We start from the raw sequence: 15,467 nt of genomic DNA on the forward strand, positions 1-15,467 counted from the left end.
GTTGGGCTGGGTGAGCATCGCGACTTCCAAGGATGTGGACGCAGAGTTTCTCGAACTGCCGCTGACCGCGCTCGCCGACGCCGCGTTGAGTGCGGCGCGCGCAGCGGGCGCCGAGCACGCCGACCTGCGCGTGCACCGGCTGGTGACGCAGACGATCCGGCTGCGCGACGGGCGCGTCGAGGCGATCACCGACAACATCGAACTCGGTTTCGCGGTCCGCGTGATCGTCGACGGCACGTGGGGTTTCGCCTCGCATGCCGCGCTGACTCCCGCGACCGCCGCCGAGGTGGCGCGCACCGCGGTGACGGTCGCGACGACGCTGCGCGCGTTGAACCGCGAACGGGTCGAACTCGCGGACGAACCGATCTACGACGACGTGTACTGGGTCTCCGCCTACGACGTGGACCCGTTCACCGTGCCGACCACCGACAAGGTCGCACTGCTGCAGGACTATTCGGAACGCCTGTCCGGCGCCGACGGCGTCGACCACGTCACGGCGTACGTGTTGCAGGTGAAAGAGCAGACCTTCTACACCGACACCGCGGGTTCGAGGATCACCCAGCAGCGCGTCCGGCTGCATCCGCAGTTCGAGGCGACCACGGTCGATTCGGCGGCGGGCGTGTTCGAGACCATGCGCACGCTGGCACCGCCGGTGGGGCGCGGCTGGGAGTACGTCACGGGCGCCGACGGCACCTGGGACTGGTCGGACGAACTGGCCCGGATCCCGTCCTGGCTCGCCGAGAAGGTGAAGGCGCCGACCGTCACCCCCGGCCCGACCGATCTGGTGATCGACCCGACCAACCTGTGGCTGACCATCCACGAATCCATCGGCCACGCCACCGAGTACGACCGCGCCATCGGCTACGAATCCGCTTACGCCGGTACCTCGTTCGCCACCCCGGACAAGCTCGGCACCCTGCAATACGGCACCCCGATCATGCATGTCACCGGTGACCGCACCGAGCCGCACGGCCTGGCCAGCGTCGGCTACGACGACGAGGGCGTGGCCGGGCAGCGCTGGGATCTGGTGCGTGACGGCGTGCTCGTCGGCTACCAACTGGACCGAGTGTTCGCGCCGCGCCTCGGCCTGGACCGGTCCAACGGCTGCTCCTATGCGGATTCGGCGCATCACGTGCCGATCCAGCGGATGGCGAACGTCTCGTTGCAGCCCGATCCCGAAAACGACACCAGCACCGCGGAACTCATCTCCCGGGTGCGCGACGGCATCTACATCGTCGGCGACAAGTCGTGGTCGATCGACATGCAGCGCTACAACTTCCAGTTCACCGGTCAGCGGTTCTTCCGCATTCGCGACGGCAAGCTGGACGGCCAACTCCGCGACGTCGCCTACCAGGCCACCACCACCGACTTCTGGGGCGCGATGGAGGCGGTCGGCGGACCGTCCACCTGGCGGCTCGGCGGCGCGTTCAACTGCGGCAAGGCCCAACCCGGGCAGGTCGCCGCGGTCAGCCACGGCTGCCCGTCGGTGCTGGTGCGCGGCATCAACATTCTCAACACCCGGACGGAGGCGGGGCAGTGAGCCAGCAGACCATCATCGCCGCGGGCGAGGTCGTCGAGCGTGTGCTCGCCCTGTCCCGCGCCGACGAAGCCATGGTGATCGTCACCGACGCGCACGACGCGTCGCTGCGCTGGGCCGGCAATTCGATGACCACCAACGGATCGTCGAATTACCGTGACTGGGCGGTGATTTCGATCTTCCGCGACGGTCCGCGCGCCGCCCGGGTCGGCACCATCGGGTCGACCAGTGTCGATCCGGCGGAGATCGAAGCGGTGGTGCGCCGCAGCGAGGAGGCGGCCCGTGCCGCCGCACCCGCCGAAGACGCTATGCCGCTGCTGGATTCGGAACGGCCCGCCGAGGACTGGGCTGATCCCGCGGGCAGCACCGGCATCGAGGTGTTCACCGACCTGGCCCGCGGTCTCTCGGCCGGTTTCGACGGCAGCGATCGGCTGTACGGATTCGCGCACCACACCGTGCACACCACCTGGTTGGGCACCTCGACCGGACTGCGCCGCCGGTTCACCCAGCCGACGGGCTCGGTGGAGATCAACGGAAAGCGTGGTGCGGGAACGGATCTCGCCAGCGCCTGGGCCGGTGTCGGCACCGCGGACTTCACCGATGTCGACGTCCCCGGCCTGCTGGCCGAATTGTCACGCCGCCTGGACTGGGCCGGACGCAAGGTCGAGCTGCCCGCAGGTCGCTACGAGACGCTGATGCCGCCGTCCACGGTCGCCGACATGATGATCTATCTGCACTGGCAGATGGAGGGGCGCGGCGCGCACGAGGGACATACTGCGTTCTCCCGCGCCGGTGGTACACGAATCGGTGAGCGGCTCACCGACATTCCGCTGACGCTGTACTCCGATCCGCAGGCGGCGGGACTCGAGTATCGCCCGTTCGTCGCGACTTCCGCATCGTCGCAAGCGATGTCGGTGTTCGACAACGGGTTGAGCGCCGAACGGGTCGACTGGATTCGCGATGGCGTCATCGAGTCACTGATCTATCCGCGCGCCACCGCCGCCGAATTCGGCACCACCGCAACCATTCCCGGCGGCAACCTGTTGCTCACCGGCGGTTCCGCGACGACCCTCGACGAGATGATCGCGCGCACCGAGCGCGGGCTGCTGCTCACCACCCTCTGGTACATCCGCGAGGTCGATCCAGCCAGCCTGCTGCTCACCGGCCTCACCCGGGACGGCGTCTACCTCGTCGAGAACGGCGAGGTCACCGCCGCGGTCAACAACTTCCGCTTCAACGAGAGCCCGCTCGACCTGCTCCGCCGAGTCACCGAAGCAGGCACCAGCGAAATCACCCTCCCCCGCGAGTGGAAGGACTGGTTCACCCGAACCGCCATGCCGCCCTTGCGCATTCCCGATTTCCACATGTCCTCGGTGAGCCAGGCGACGTAGGGGCTCCGTCCACGGCGGACAGGCCGAGCCGTGGGCGGAACCGCCGCCGCAACCGCACCGCGGGGTGCAGACGGTCGCACCGCCCGGTCGGCAGACCACCGCACCACCTGCTCGGCTCGCCATCGACAGCCGCACCCTTTTCGACTCCTCGCACCCCCTATGGCCTGCCACAGCGGGTGCGGGGAGACAGAACTGGTGCGGGAGATCAGGACTGGCGCACAGCGGACCGAGCCCAGCGAGACCGGACACAGCGCACCGGGACCGGGGCACAATGGTCCGCGCTCAGCAGGACCGGGCACACCGCGACCCGGACATAGTGCACCGGACGCAACGGGACCAGACTCAGCGGGACCGGGCGCAATGGGGACACCACGCTCAACGGGACCAGGCACACCAGGACCGGGCACAGTGGAACCGGCACAGCAGGACCGGGCACGGTGGAACCGGCACAGCGGAATCAGCTCAATGGACCGGGCGCAGCCCACCCGTGCGCCCGAAACCGTTCAGGGGAACGTGATCTCGATCCCGATGGTGCCCTTCTTGCCGCGGCGCAGGTTGCTGCCGAGGATGGTGATCGGGCCCATCAACCAGTACTTGCGCATCAACAGTTTGCGGACGCGCTCGGTGCCCTCGGGGTCGAGGATGCGTCCGGTGCCTTTGACGATCTCACCGCGCGTTTTCCCTGCGACGTTGCACGGCTGCACGGTGACCTCCGGATTACGCCGAAGCCGCTTCACTTTCCAGCTGTCGGTCACCGTCCACACATAGAGCTTGTCCCCGTCGGCGACCGCCCACACCGCGGTGCCCACGGGCGTGCCGTCTTTGCGGTACGTGGTCAGCAGTACGTATTCGGCTTTGCCGACAGCCCCCAGCGTGTTCGTCATGAAGGGCAGCGTAATCCGATCCGGTTCAATCGGGCATTCGGTACTCGCCCGCCTCGATCCTTTCCACCAGGCCGTCGGTCCACTGCGCCAGGTTCCCGAACACGCTGCTCCACAGTTCCAGCAGGTCGGTCGAGTGCGGCTGTTCGTAGCGGGTGGGAAAGTCGGGGATCATCGCGAGCAGGCCCGTGCGGACCTCCTCGCTGCGCCGGCGCTGTTCGCGCAGCTTCGCCAGCACGTGCGCTCGCGGCAGCGCGTCCATGAACGCGATGCCCGCGCCGAGTTCCTCCATGTCGATGCTGACCAGCGCCTCGTCCATCAGCTTGCGGAATTCCGCCTCGCCCGCCTCGGTCATCTGGAACAGCGTGCGGCCCGGCCCCTCGCTGCTGCCCTCGGTGCCGAACGCACTCAGCTTGCCTTCCTGCGTCAGCTGTTTCAGTGCGTGATAGATCGAGCCGGGTTTCACGTTCGTCCACGTTTCGGCGCGCCAGGACAGTAATTCGCGGCGCACGGCGTAGCCGTAGGTGGGCTGACGCAACCGCATCACCCCCAGCACCAACAGGCGCACGGCCGACATGGCGAACCTCCTTCAGATAGGAATTTCCCATAGTAGTCAAGTTTGACTTCCACAGTGAAACGGCCCTAACCTGGGGTAGTCAAAATTGATTACCAAAGCTTGGAGGCCTGATGGGCGACGCGGCTGTGCCAGTGATGTGGGGCGGCAACTCCGCCGAGACGCTCGAGTTCTATCGGACCCTCGGATACGAGGTCACCGGGGAGCAACACACCCCGTATGTCTACTGCTCAGTGCAGCGCAACGACTACGAGCTGCATTTCTACCGCGACAAGAAGGACAAGCGGGAGGTCGGCGAGGCAGAGATGGGCTGCCTGGTCATGGTCGACGAGGTAGCCGAGCTGCACGCATCCTTCAGCACCGCGCTACGCGAACGCTACGGACGGGTCCCCGCGCAGGGGGTGCCCCGGATCAGCCGCTTCCGCCCTGGCCAAACCCGGTTCACCACGATCGATCCCGGCGGCAACAGTGTCACCTACCTACAACGCGACGAGCCCGATTTCGAGTACGGCGGCTCGCGCGAACTCCAAGGGCTGCAACGGATTCTGGACAACGCCCGGATCCTGCGCTTCTCCAAGGAAGACGACGAGGCGGCGCGCAAGACCCTCGAAGCCGGCCTGCGCCGATTCGGCGCGACCGCGTCGACCCTCGACAAGGCCCACGCCCTCGCCGAACTCACCGAATTGGCAGTGGCCATGAAAGATCCGGACCGTGCCGACGAACTACGCAAGGAGATAGCAGCACTCGACCTCTCCTCTGACGAACGCGCCGAGATCGCGACCCACCTGAAGATCGCCGACGACCTCGAGGATTGGCTCGGCACCCCGGAGTAGTCGCAGACAGGCGAGTGGCCCTGCGCCACTCGCCTTTCCGCAACCCAGGCGGGCGAGCGCCCCAGCCCCACTTCCCGAGCCCAGCCAGACGAACGCCCCCAGCGCCGCGCACGATTCTCGACCCAACGAGCAAGTGCCCCTGCACCACTCGCCATTTCGAGGCAAAGGAGGACGAGTTGCTTTGCGGCGCTCGTCATTCCCGGCCCAGCGGGCGAGTAGCCCTGCACACGCCTTCGCGGACTCAGGCGGCGGTGAGCACTTGCGGACCGGACCCGGTGATCGCGACGGTGTGTTCGGAGTGGGCGGTGCGCGAACCGTCGGCCGAGCGCAGCGTCCAGCCGTCGGGGTCGGTGACGATGCGGTCGGTGGTGCGGGCGAACCAGGGTTCGATCGCGATGACCAGGCCGGGCCGCAGCCGATAGCCGCGACCCGCGCGCCCGTGATTGGCCACGTGCGGATCCTCGTGCATGGTGCGGCCGAGCCCGTGACCACCGAATTCCGTATTCACCGGATAGCCGTAATCGCGCGCGACCGCGGAGATGGCGGCGGAGATGTCGCCGATGTGCTTGCCGGGCAAGGCAACCGCGATCGCGGCAGCGAGCGCGTCCTCGGTGGCTCGGATCAGCCGCAGGTCCGCCTCGTCGGCGGTGCCGACCACGATCGTCGTCGCCGCGTCGGCCACCCAGCCGTCGATGCCGACCGCGAGGTCCATGGTCAGCACGTCGCCGTCACGCAGCCGGTAATCGAACGGAAGGCCGTGCAGCACAGCGTCGTTCACCGACAGGCAAACGGTGTTCCGGAACGGACCGCGCCCGAACGAGGGCGCGTAGTCCCAGTAGCAGGACTGCGCGCCGCGCCGCGCGATCCGCTCGCGCACGTGCGCCTCCAATTCGAGCAGGTTCACCCCGACCTTGGCCAGCACGCGCAACTCCGCGAGCACCTCCGCGACGAACTGTCCGGTCACGCGCATCCGGGCGATCTCGTCCGGCGTCTTCAGCTCCACCATGAGCTTTCCTTTCGGTATTAAAATACCCAACATGAACGGTATTTTAATACCACACCACAGGGGACTTGCGGTATTTAAATACCAACACTAACCTGCTTCCCATGGTCCGTCTCCCGTTGACTCCGGCTCAGATCGACGCAGGCCGCCGCCTCGGCGCCGCTCTGCGCGCCGCGCGCGCCGAGCGCGACCTCACCGAAGTCGCTCGGACAGCAGGCATTTCACCGGAAACCCTGCGCAAGATCGAGACCGGCCGCCTCCCCTCCCCCGCCTTCGGCACCGTCGTCGCCTTGAGCATGGCCCTGGACCTGCCCCTGCAAGACCTCGCGGATACCTGGCGCGCAGCGGGTCTCGCCGAGTCGGCCTGAAACGCCTCGCCGCCGTACTCGTTCCGCTCCAGGCCGGGGCGTGAGCAGTGGTGAGCCCTGCCACAGGTTGGCGGCGATCGGAGACCATACGGCGAATCGGCCGCGAACCCCATTACGTGTTGACGATGGACGCCCGCCGCCCATCAACGGTGGACCCAGCCGACACCGCGCAGCGGACCCGGCTTCACACCGATCGTGAACCTGTCGCCCGGCAATGAGCCTGTCTCGTATCGACCGTGCACCCGGCCCGCATCACCCCATGAACCCGACCCCGCATCGGTGGTGGGCTCAACCGAGTATCAGCAGTGCACAATGCGACCGATCGGCAGCGGCGAGATGCCGAGGGGACGCCCCGGCGATCACGGGGTCGGCGCGATGGCCAAGCCGACGGAACCGTCCGCTCCGCGAAACAGCTTGTGCAACTTGATGACCAGGGTGCCGATGAGACCGTATTCACGGCCGACGAGGTCGCGTACCCGCTGCGTGCCGTCGGCGTCGAGGATCGTGGCGGTGCCGGCGAACACCTCGTCGCCTTTCGGGCGTCCCCGCGCATCCGAAACCTGTAGCATCACCGCGGGATTGCGCCGGATGCGCTTGACCTTCCAGGTTTTCGGGTTCGTCCACACCACGATGCGGTCGCCGTCCGAGGCGACCCACACCGGCGTGCCGACGGGCGTCCCGTCCTTCTTATAGGTGGTCAGTAGTGCGAACTTGCTCGCGGCCAGCTCATTCCAAGTCATAGCGAAAACCGTAGGCCGAGGGGCACACCAGGACATCCGCTGCGCGACTCGCCCGCACGTACGCGCTGCGACGTACGCGGAGCGCACCCACGCGCCCCGCCAACCGGTTTCAGCCGCGATGCTTGCGAAAGAAGGTGCGGACATCGTCGAGGAACAACTTTGGCTGCTCCAAGGCCGCGAAATGCCCGCCCGAGGTGTACTCGGTGAAATGCTCCAGGTAGCCGCCCGGGTTCATCACCCGCCGCATCAACGGGCTGGTGTTGAAGATCGCCCACCCCTGCGGGACGCCCGAGGGAGCCGCCCACGCCATACCCGAATGCGCGGTCTCCCAAAGGAATTGAGCAGCCGAAGCGCCGCTGCGGGTGAACCAGTAGATGCTGATGTTCGTCAGCAGCACGTCCCGGTCGATCCGTTCACCGGCAGGTCGCCCCGGATCGGTCCACGCCTGGAACTTCTCCGCGATCCACGCCAGCTGCGCGATCGGCGAATCGGTCAATGCCGCCGCGATCGCGTTCGGCTGCGTGGATTGCAGCACCAGGTACCCCTTCTGTTCCGCCCAGCTCGCCCGCGCCTGCTCGATCGCCGCGAGGTCGTCCGCGCTGAGCCCCTCCGGGATCGGCAACTGCTCACCGACCAGCCCGAGCGTGCCCTGGTCGCTGTTCACGTGGGTCGCGATCAACCGTTCCGGATACACGGCGGCCAGCCGCGAGGTCACGCCCGCCCCGACGTCGCCGCCCTGCGCCACGAACTTTTCGTACCCGAGCCGGGTCATCAGCTCGGCGAACGCGTCGGTCGTGCGGGCCAGCTCCCACCCGGTCGAGGACAGCGGCGTGGAGAAGCCGAACCCCGGCAGCGACGGAATCACCACATGGAACGCATCCGCCGGGTCGCCGCCGTACGCCGCCGGATCCGTCAGCGGCCCGATCAGATCGACGAACTCCACCACCGACCCGGGATACCCGTGCGTGATCAGCAGCGGCACCGCCCCTGCCACCGCCGACCGAACATGGATGAAATGAATCGTCTGCCCGTCGATCTCCGTAGTGAACTGGTCATACGCGTTCAGCTTCGCTTCCTGCGCCCGCCAATCGAATTCGTCGCGCCAGTACGCCGCCAACTCCGCGAGGTAGCTCGGCGCGATCCCCCGCCCCCAATCCCCCTCGGTCCCCGGCACCACCACCGGCACCCGCGCACTGCTCAACCGAGCCCGCAGGTCATCCAACTCGCCCTGCGAGATCTCGATACGGAAAGGATGAATCGCTGTGTTCGTCATGAACACCACCCTCCACCCCATTGCGGAAGAATTTCTTCCGCATTACACCTCTTCTTCCAGATTCTCGCCCACGCACTGACGCGCTCCCATCTGCGCCACAGCGCTTCGGGCCGGGCGGCGGACAGTTCGGGGACGGGTCCTGCGTGAGGTCAACACGGATGACGTGCTCAGGAGGTCCTGCGGCTCCCTACTCAACTACTGCCCCGCGTCGAGCGGAACCGCGGTCGGATCGCCGCGCTACCTGAAATTCGACCCTGCGCAGGCGATTCGCGGCGACCATCGCGTTGACGGACAGCCGGCAGAGCGAAGGCGGCCAGTCCTGCTGCTGGACAGTTGATCACCAGGTAATGGTGGTGTTGGGCTCTCGGGCGATGCCGCCACCATTACCTGGTGATCAGTTGACCAGTCGTGCGGGGGCGGCGCCGATCTTTGCGGGGGCTTTGTCGGGTCGGCCGCGGCGGGTGGAGCGCCGTCGACCTGAACGTCGCCGTGGGTGCGACGTGACCATCCGTTGGGAAAGGCCGCCGCCTCGATGCGCCGGTAGAGGGCGGTGGCAGCCTATTATTCGGGGGTGACCTCGGATGCGCGTGCTCGGCCGGGGCGGCCTCGGGATGCTGAGAAGGATCTGGCTGTGTTGGGGGCGGCGCGGCGGTTGCTGGCGGAGGTGGGGTATCAGCAGACGACGGTGGTGGCGATCGCGCGACGGGCCGGGGTGAGCGCGCCGGCGATTTATCGGCGCTGGCCCAGCCGGGAGGCGTTGCTGGAGGAAGCGGTGCATGGGCCGGGCGGGCATCCGCTGCCGGTGCCCACCGGTGATTTGCGTGCGGACCTGGGGATCTGGGTGCGGATCTTTCTCGCGCGAGCGGCGAGTCCGGCGGCGCGCGCCGGGGTGCCCGGGCTGCTGGCGGATTCGCAGACCGAGGAGGCGCGCCGCAGGTTGCTCGCGATCGGCGCGCCGGTGCGCGCCGCCTTCGCCGAACTGCTCGACCACGCGTTCACCAGCGGCGAACTGACCGAGCGTGCGGACCCCGATGTGCTGTTCGAAATCCTCTCAGGCACCACAACTTTCCACGCGCTGGTGCGCGGCGGCGACGAACAGGACGGATTCGCCGACGCCCTCGCCGAAGCGTTGTATGTCATTGCCGCACAACGCAACACCTGACGAAGCGACGAGCCTCACGAACCCACGGCGGACGAACTACGAACCTACCGAGTGGACGAGCCCATAAGCCAGCTGGCGATCAAGCCATCAGCCCACAAACCGGCCAGCCAGCGAGCCCACGAGCTGTCCAGCCCGCGAGTCCCACCTGACATCAAGCCACGGAGCCGCCGAGCCCATGCGCCCTCGTGACCAGCCGCTGAGCCCACGGGACCAGCCGTCAGCCGCGCTGCGCCACCCACGCACCCACGCACCCACGCACCCACGCACCCACGCACCCACGCACCCACGCACCCACGCACCCACGCACCCACGCACCCACGCACCCACGCACCCACGCACCCACGCACCCACGACGAGTATCGGCGGCTGACAACCGCTTACAACTACTCCCCCGCCGAAAACCGCGGTGCCCAACGCGGTTCCCGCCGTTCCAGGTACGCCCGCATCCCTTCGGCAGCATCCGGCGAACCCATTACCTGGTGGTGCAGCTCGGTTTCCAGCTCGGCCACGCGCTCGGGGGCGAAGCTGTGGCGGGCGGTGTCCCACAGCAGTTTCTTGCACAAGGCTGCGGAGGTCGGGGAGACGTTGGTGGCGATGTCGTGTGCCAGGGTGAGGGCGGCGGGGAGGACTTCGGCGGAGGGTAGGGTGCGGCTGGCGAGGCCGAGGCGGACCAGTTCGGGGCCGTCGAGTTTGCGGCCGGTCAGCAGGATTTCGGCGGCGACGGCGGTGCCGGCTATCTGCGGAATCGTCCAGTGCGCCAGGGCATCCGGTACCAGGCCGAAGCGGACCTGCGGCACCGCGTAGCTCGCGTCGGTGGCGGCGATGCGGATATCGGCCTGCATCGCGAGGGTGCAGCCGATGCCGATGGCGTGCCCGTTCATCGCCGCGATCACCGGCTTGCCGAGGTCGAACGCGGGCGGCATTACCGGCGACGCACTGAAACTCGGGTCGGCACTGGCCGCGAACGTATCCTCACCGCCGGACAGGTCCGCGCCGGCACAGAAGGCCGGTGGCGTGCCGGTGAGCACGACGACGCGCACCGCGTCATCGGCGTCGAGGGCCCGGTAGTACTCCCCCAGCGCGATTCCCATCTGCTTCGTGAAGGCGTTGCGCCGCTCGGGTCGATGCAGTGTGAGGATCGCGACGCCGTCTTCGACCCGTACCAGGACCTCGCTCACACGACATCGTCCTGTAAGGCCCGAATCAGGTCCGCGACATGGGAATTCGACACGGGATAACCGGGAAAGTAGCAGCACACCCGGTCGGCGACCGCTCCGAACCGATCCAGGATCGACGCGGCGCAGTGCTCGGGCGTGCCGTGCACGGCGAGGGTGGTGAGCATCGTGTCATCGATCAGGCTCGTCATGGTGGCCCGATCACCTTGCTTGGACAAGAGATTCAGCTCGGGTTGCAGATCCGCCCACCCCTCGACCTCCAGCACGGGCCGATAGGCGGGCGTGGAACCGTAGAACGCCAGCAGTTCCCGCACGCCCGTCGCCGCGGCGGCCAGTTCCGCATCGGTGCGGCCGACGCCGACGATGACCTGCGGGTAGATCCGCAGTTCCGCGGGCGTCCGCCCGGCGCGCGCCAGACCGTCGGCGACGGCGGGCAGGGTCCGTTCCCGAAAGTGCCTGGCGCTGTTGAACGGCATCACCAGCAGTCCGTCGGCGACCTCGGCCGCGGCCCGGGTCATCCGCGGGCCGAGCGCGCCGAGACAGACTTCGGGCGGGCCGTACGGGTTCGGCCCGGGATCGAACATCGGCGGCATCAGCGTGTGCGTGCTGAACCGTCCGCGAAAGCGCAACGGCGACCGCCCTTCCCAGGCGTCGAAGATGGCCTTGATCGCGAGCACGGTCTCGCGCATCCGCGCGACCGGCTCGGACCACTGTGCGCCGTAACGCTTCTCGATATGCGGACGCACCTGCGATCCGAGACCGAGGCGAAATCGCCCGCCGCTCAGGGTTTGCAGGTCGTAGGCGGTGTGCGCGAGATGCAGGGGGCTGCGCGGCAGCGCGATCGCGACATTGGACATCAGGTCGGCTCGCACGGTCGCGGCGGCCAGCGTCAGCGGCACGAAGATGTCGTTGGGGCCTTCGAAGGTGAACAGGCCGTCCGCCCCGAGCCCTACGAGTTCCCGCGCGCGGTCGGCGACCTGCGTCGATCCCGCGTCCAATCTCAGGTCGACCTTCATCGCATTCCCTCACCGCCGTGCCCTACGCACAATTACGTTAGAGCATGTTACGTAATTAAGCCGTCCCGGACCTGACATCGGCGGCAAATGCGTTGCGCGGCACCCGCCGGGTGATCGACCATGCAGCGATGATCAACACGCGACGCCTCGTCGGTGACGACTGGCAGATCTTCCGCGACGTGCAACTGGCCGGGCTGCTGGAAGCCCCCTACTCCGCGAACCTGACGCACGCGCAGGCCGCCCAACGCACCGAAACCGACTGGCGGCACAAGCTTTCCGAACGAACACTGTTCATCACGACGGTCGACGGCGAACCGGCCGGCCTCGCGGGTGGTGAACTCGGCGAGCAGCCGGAAACCGCCAACCTGGTCTCGATGTGGGTCGCCCCGCAGGCGCGCGGCCTGGGCGTCGGCGACGCACTGGTGCGCACCGTGCTCGAGTGGGCCCGCGGCCAGGACCACCGGCGAACCCTCCTCTGGGTGCTGGACGGCAACGAACCGGCCGAGCGCCTCTATCTCCGGCACGGTTTCCAGCGGACCGGGCGGCGGCGAGCGATGCCCCGGGACGAGTCGCTGATCGAGGTCGAGATGGCACTCGACCTGGTGCCCGTCCCATTCGCCGCACGGTAGCCAATCTCACAAAGATCGAGGCAGCGCCGATTGCCGCCATACGGTAATTTACCTTTCCAAATGGCTGCGGGGATCCAAGGAGTCGGTATGCACTTCGGCGGGGTGGCGTTACTGGTGGACGACGTGGACGCGACGGTGGCGTTCTACGAGGCGGCCTTCGGTCTCGGACAGGTGTTCGCCGACAGCGACGGCACCTTCGTGGTGCTCGGCCGCGGCGGGTGGTCCGAGGGGCCGACCGCGCCCTATCTCAGCGTCGAACACCGGCGCAAGATCGAGGACTACGCCGAACCCCGGCCCACCGACGGATTTCGCGTGCTGCTCGAAACCGACGACGTGGACGACGCTTATCGCCGCGCGGTCGAGGCCGGTGCGCGCAGCGCGTTGGTCCCCACCACGCGCCCCTGGGGGCAGCGCGTCGCGGCGGTCATCGACCTGAACGACGCCATCGTGGAGATCAACGGACCCGTCACGCCGGACTGACGGGCCGGAACCCGCACCCGCGCCTGCCGTTTCGCGACGCCGTCGGCTGTGCCGTCCTACCCTCGAGACAAGGGTTCCTCGACGCGCACGGGAGGACGCCGATGGTCGAGACCGCAGTGCTCATGATCGACTTGCAGAACACCTACATCGCCGACGACGGCGTGCGTGACGCACTGGGCTGGCCGCCCATCTGGCGACTCGACGCGGTCGTGCGCGAATGTGCCGAGTTGGCCGAACAGGCGCGGCGCCAACAGTTCCCGCTCATCTACTCCCGCATGATCGCCGGACAGTCCGGCCTGATCGGCACCGGCCCGCGACCGCGCAGACATCTGCAGCACCGCCGCCCGCTGGTTCCGAAAGTGTCTGCCGAGCAACGCGAGTGGAAGTCCCGCATCATGGACGAGGTCGCGCCGCGCCGCGGCGACGTGGTGCTCACCAAGACCCGGCACAGCTTCTTCGCCTATACCGAACTCGAGCCGCTGCTCCGCAATCTCGGCGCGCACCGCCTCGTCGTCGCCGGATTGCAGACCAATGTCTGCGTCGAGGCCACCGTGCGGGCCGCGCTGGAACGCAACTTCGACGTCGCGGTGCCCGACGACGCGGTCAGCACGGACGGCCCCGCCCTGCACTACGCCTCCCTGGACGCCATGCGGGTGCTCTACGTCGAGGTCGCGCCGTGGCGGGAACTGCTGGCGCCGGACGCGCCGTGGGATCGCGCGTACACCACGCCCGACTACGGTCGCGATCCCGAATATTGGCGCAGCCCAACGGCTTAACACACCGGCCAGACAACGAGGGGCCGCAGCCGACGGCTGAGGCCCCTCGTGGTTGTACCGACCGGTGTCCGAGCCACTTTCCTCTGGGCCCCGGCCTCGATACAAGACACTCTCACATTTCCGGGCGTTCGGCGCACCGAGCGCGAGTGCAACTGTGACCAGCGGCGCATGTGCATCTGTACAGTCGGCCGATACGGCTCTGACCTGGGAAAATAGATGAGCGCTATCCGACTGAATATAACGGAAAGATAACGGCTCGGCATGATCGTTTTCATATCGTGCCCTGCCGAATACGAGATCCGTTCTCCCGCAAACGCACTCGCGAAACGATCGAGAACCCGGCGGCGGTGACAGCGGCCCGCCCGCACTCGGCTAACCTGGCCCGATGTTCTTGGCCCAGATTGTCGCTGCCCGCGTGCCGAGCCGAATGCTGTCGGCGTTCGTGCGCAACGCGGAGCTGCTGAAGTTTCTGACCGTCGGAGCGATCGCCTTCGTCACCACCTCGGTGCTGTTCTTCGGACTGAAATGGACCGTCCTGCACGGTAAGCCGGTGACCGCGAACATGGTCGCCGTGCTGATCGCGACGGTCGTGTCCTACGTCCTGAACCGCGAGTGGGCGTTCACCGCACGCGGCGGGCACGAGCGGCGGCACGAGGCGGCACTGTTCTTCGTGGTGGCGGGCATCGGCATGGTGATCAACCAGCTGCCGCTCGCGGTGTCGAGCTACATCTTCCAGCTCCGCGCGCCGCACGTGTCGGTGGTCACCGAGAACATCGCCGATTTCGTCAGCGCGACGATCATCGGCACCCTGCTCGCCACGGTGTTCCGCTGGTGGGCCATGCGCAAGTTCGTCTTCCCGCACCAGGTCGAGCCCGACCTGGAACGCGACGGAGCGATTCCCGAGCTGCGCGCCTGACCTGCGCGTGGACGCGCACGCACTGATCACCGTGCCCGCGGGCACGGTACAGCTGGCGGATCGGCGAACCCGCCGCCAGTGGACCGTCGATATCGCACCCTTCCGGATCGGCGCGGTCCCGATCACCCAGGAACGCTATGCCCAGGTCACCGGGGAACGGCCGAGCAGCGCGGCGGGCGAGCGCCGGCCCGTCGACGGCGTCTCCTGGTGGGACGCCGTGCGGTGCTGTAATGCCCTGTCCGCACAGGAGGGCTTGCGTCCGGCGTATCGCATAGCCGACGAGGACATCGAATGGGATGCCGCCGCCGACGGCTACCGACTCCCGAGCGAGGCCGAATGGGAGTACGCGTGCCGCGCGGGCAGCACCGGCCCGCGGTACGGTCCGCTCGACGAGATCGCTTGGTATCGCGGGAATTCCGGCGATCGGATGCACGAGGTCGGCGGTAAGCGGCCCAACGCGTTCGGCCTGTTCGACATGCTCGGCAACACCTGGGACTGGTGCTGGGACATCTACGACGCCGAGGTCTACGGCTCCTACCGGGTGCTGCGCGGCGGCGGCTGGTTCGACGAACACTGGAGCTGCCGGGCCGGTGTGCGCCGGCGCAGTCACCCGAGTTTGCGCCTCGATGATGTCGGCTTCCGGGTCGCACGCACCATAACGCCCTGATCGGACATTCCCGACAGGTTCCGCCGTACGCTCCACGAAATCGTCA

Annotated in this window: 17 protein-coding genes; 10 read left to right on the plus strand and 7 right to left on the minus strand. The window is 67.6% G+C overall.

Annotated features, from left to right (window positions below; all coding sequences use genetic code 11):
• Positions 1-10: 10 nt before the first annotated feature.
• Positions 11-1,540: a TldD/PmbA family protein gene (locus NVU01S_RS27300; protein WP_043678110.1), complete on the plus strand. Its 1,530-nt coding sequence runs from the start codon at positions 11-13 to the stop codon at positions 1,538-1,540.
• A gap of 11 nt (positions 1,541-1,551) precedes the next feature.
• Entirely contained in the window at positions 1,552-2,928 is a 1,377-nt protein-coding gene (locus NVU01S_RS27305; protein WP_043678143.1) for a metallopeptidase TldD-related protein, read from the plus strand.
• 503 nt (positions 2,929-3,431) lie between these two features.
• Here the strand turns inward: NVU01S_RS27305 and NVU01S_RS27310 are convergent.
• The gene (locus NVU01S_RS27310) at positions 3,432-3,812 is read right to left on the minus strand and encodes a PPOX class F420-dependent oxidoreductase (RefSeq protein ID WP_043678103.1); all 381 of its coding nucleotides are present in this window, start codon (positions 3,810-3,812) and stop codon (positions 3,432-3,434) included.
• A gap of 25 nt (positions 3,813-3,837) precedes the next feature.
• Entirely contained in the window at positions 3,838-4,386 is a 549-nt protein-coding gene (locus NVU01S_RS27315) for a PadR family transcriptional regulator (RefSeq protein ID WP_042259927.1), read from the minus strand.
• 110 nt (positions 4,387-4,496) lie between these two features.
• Here NVU01S_RS27315 and NVU01S_RS27320 point away from each other — a divergent pair, with 110 nt between their 5' ends.
• A complete protein-coding gene (locus NVU01S_RS27320) occupies positions 4,497-5,216 on the plus strand; it encodes a DUF8817 family protein (RefSeq protein ID WP_043678101.1) in 720 nt (239 codons plus the stop codon).
• A 241-nt stretch (positions 5,217-5,457) separates the two neighbouring features.
• Here NVU01S_RS27320 and map read toward each other — a convergent pair whose 3' ends face one another.
• Positions 5,458-6,222, minus strand: coding sequence for a type I methionyl aminopeptidase (map, locus tag NVU01S_RS27325; protein WP_043678098.1), 765 nt, complete (start codon positions 6,220-6,222; stop codon positions 5,458-5,460).
• 101 nt (positions 6,223-6,323) lie between these two features.
• Between map and NVU01S_RS27330 the strand changes: the two genes are divergently transcribed.
• Entirely contained in the window at positions 6,324-6,587 is a 264-nt protein-coding gene (locus NVU01S_RS27330; RefSeq protein ID WP_043678097.1) for a helix-turn-helix transcriptional regulator, read from the plus strand.
• A 359-nt stretch (positions 6,588-6,946) separates the two neighbouring features.
• Here the strand turns inward: NVU01S_RS27330 and NVU01S_RS27335 are convergent, their stop codons facing one another.
• Together NVU01S_RS27335 and NVU01S_RS27340 are read right to left on the minus strand one after the other, a co-directional pair.
• The gene (locus NVU01S_RS27335) at positions 6,947-7,327 is read right to left on the minus strand and encodes a PPOX class F420-dependent oxidoreductase (protein WP_043678095.1); all 381 of its coding nucleotides are present in this window, start codon (positions 7,325-7,327) and stop codon (positions 6,947-6,949) included.
• Positions 7,328-7,436: 109 nt separating this feature from the next.
• On the minus strand, positions 7,437-8,600 hold the full coding sequence (locus tag NVU01S_RS27340; protein WP_156161833.1) for an epoxide hydrolase family protein: 1,164 nt from the start codon (positions 8,598-8,600) through the stop codon (positions 7,437-7,439).
• A 631-nt stretch (positions 8,601-9,231) separates the two neighbouring features.
• On the opposite strand from NVU01S_RS27340, the gene NVU01S_RS27345 reads away from it, so the two are divergent.
• The gene (locus NVU01S_RS27345; RefSeq protein ID WP_082032317.1) at positions 9,232-9,762 is read left to right on the plus strand and encodes a TetR/AcrR family transcriptional regulator; all 531 of its coding nucleotides are present in this window, start codon (positions 9,232-9,234) and stop codon (positions 9,760-9,762) included.
• A gap of 383 nt (positions 9,763-10,145) precedes the next feature.
• Here the strand turns inward: NVU01S_RS27345 and NVU01S_RS27350 are convergent, their stop codons facing one another.
• A complete protein-coding gene (locus NVU01S_RS27350) occupies positions 10,146-10,940 on the minus strand; it encodes an enoyl-CoA hydratase/isomerase family protein (protein ID WP_043678089.1) in 795 nt (264 codons plus the stop codon).
• Positions 10,937-11,953, minus strand: coding sequence for a TIGR03617 family F420-dependent LLM class oxidoreductase (locus NVU01S_RS27355; protein WP_043678087.1), 1,017 nt, complete (start codon positions 11,951-11,953; stop codon positions 10,937-10,939). The genes NVU01S_RS27350 and NVU01S_RS27355 overlap by 4 nt, the downstream gene beginning before the upstream one ends.
• Positions 11,954-12,081: 128 nt before the next feature.
• Between NVU01S_RS27355 and NVU01S_RS27360 the strand changes: the two genes are divergently transcribed.
• From NVU01S_RS27360 to NVU01S_RS27380, 5 genes are all read left to right on the plus strand, one after another.
• Positions 12,082-12,582, plus strand: coding sequence for a GNAT family N-acetyltransferase (locus tag NVU01S_RS27360; protein WP_156161832.1), 501 nt, complete (start codon positions 12,082-12,084; stop codon positions 12,580-12,582).
• An 87-nt stretch (positions 12,583-12,669) separates the two neighbouring features.
• Complete coding sequence (locus tag NVU01S_RS27365) at positions 12,670-13,062, plus strand: VOC family protein (protein ID WP_043678085.1); 393 nt, start codon at positions 12,670-12,672, stop codon at positions 13,060-13,062.
• A 101-nt stretch (positions 13,063-13,163) separates the two neighbouring features.
• Positions 13,164-13,838: a cysteine hydrolase family protein gene (locus NVU01S_RS27370; RefSeq protein ID WP_043678084.1), complete on the plus strand. Its 675-nt coding sequence runs from the start codon at positions 13,164-13,166 to the stop codon at positions 13,836-13,838.
• 385 nt (positions 13,839-14,223) lie between these two features.
• Positions 14,224-14,754, plus strand: a complete 531-nt coding sequence (locus tag NVU01S_RS27375) for a GtrA family protein (RefSeq protein ID WP_042259906.1) — start codon at positions 14,224-14,226, stop codon at positions 14,752-14,754.
• A 7-nt stretch (positions 14,755-14,761) separates the two neighbouring features.
• Positions 14,762-15,421, plus strand: coding sequence for a formylglycine-generating enzyme family protein (locus NVU01S_RS27380; protein ID WP_507762149.1), 660 nt, complete (start codon positions 14,762-14,764; stop codon positions 15,419-15,421).
• The last annotated feature ends 46 nt before the right edge of the window (positions 15,422-15,467 follow it).

It is taken from the genome of Nocardia vulneris (genome assembly GCF_001613425.1).
Lineage (GTDB): Bacteria > Actinomycetota > Actinomycetes > Mycobacteriales > Mycobacteriaceae > Nocardia > Nocardia vulneris.

Coding starts and splice junctions, on each gene's coding strand:
- NVU01S_RS27310 (WP_043678103.1), bottom strand. CDS start 3,812: ATGACGAACACGCTGGGGGCTGTCGGCAAAGCCGAATACGTACTGCTG.
- NVU01S_RS27315 (WP_042259927.1), bottom strand. CDS start 4,386: ATGTCGGCCGTGCGCCTGTTGGTGCTGGGGGTGATGCGGTTGCGTCAG.
- NVU01S_RS27320 (WP_043678101.1), top strand. CDS start 4,497: ATGGGCGACGCGGCTGTGCCAGTGATGTGGGGCGGCAACTCCGCCGAG.
- map (WP_043678098.1), bottom strand. CDS start 6,222: ATGGTGGAGCTGAAGACGCCGGACGAGATCGCCCGGATGCGCGTGACC.
- NVU01S_RS27330 (WP_043678097.1), top strand. CDS start 6,324: ATGGTCCGTCTCCCGTTGACTCCGGCTCAGATCGACGCAGGCCGCCGC.
- NVU01S_RS27335 (WP_043678095.1), bottom strand. CDS start 7,327: ATGACTTGGAATGAGCTGGCCGCGAGCAAGTTCGCACTACTGACCACC.
- NVU01S_RS27340 (WP_156161833.1), bottom strand. CDS start 8,600: ATGACGAACACAGCGATTCATCCTTTCCGTATCGAGATCTCGCAGGGC.
- NVU01S_RS27355 (WP_043678087.1), bottom strand. CDS start 11,953: ATGAAGGTCGACCTGAGATTGGACGCGGGATCGACGCAGGTCGCCGAC.
- NVU01S_RS27360 (WP_156161832.1), top strand. CDS start 12,082: ATGATCAACACGCGACGCCTCGTCGGTGACGACTGGCAGATCTTCCGC.
- NVU01S_RS27365 (WP_043678085.1), top strand. CDS start 12,670: ATGCACTTCGGCGGGGTGGCGTTACTGGTGGACGACGTGGACGCGACG.
- NVU01S_RS27370 (WP_043678084.1), top strand. CDS start 13,164: ATGGTCGAGACCGCAGTGCTCATGATCGACTTGCAGAACACCTACATC.
- NVU01S_RS27375 (WP_042259906.1), top strand. CDS start 14,224: ATGTTCTTGGCCCAGATTGTCGCTGCCCGCGTGCCGAGCCGAATGCTG.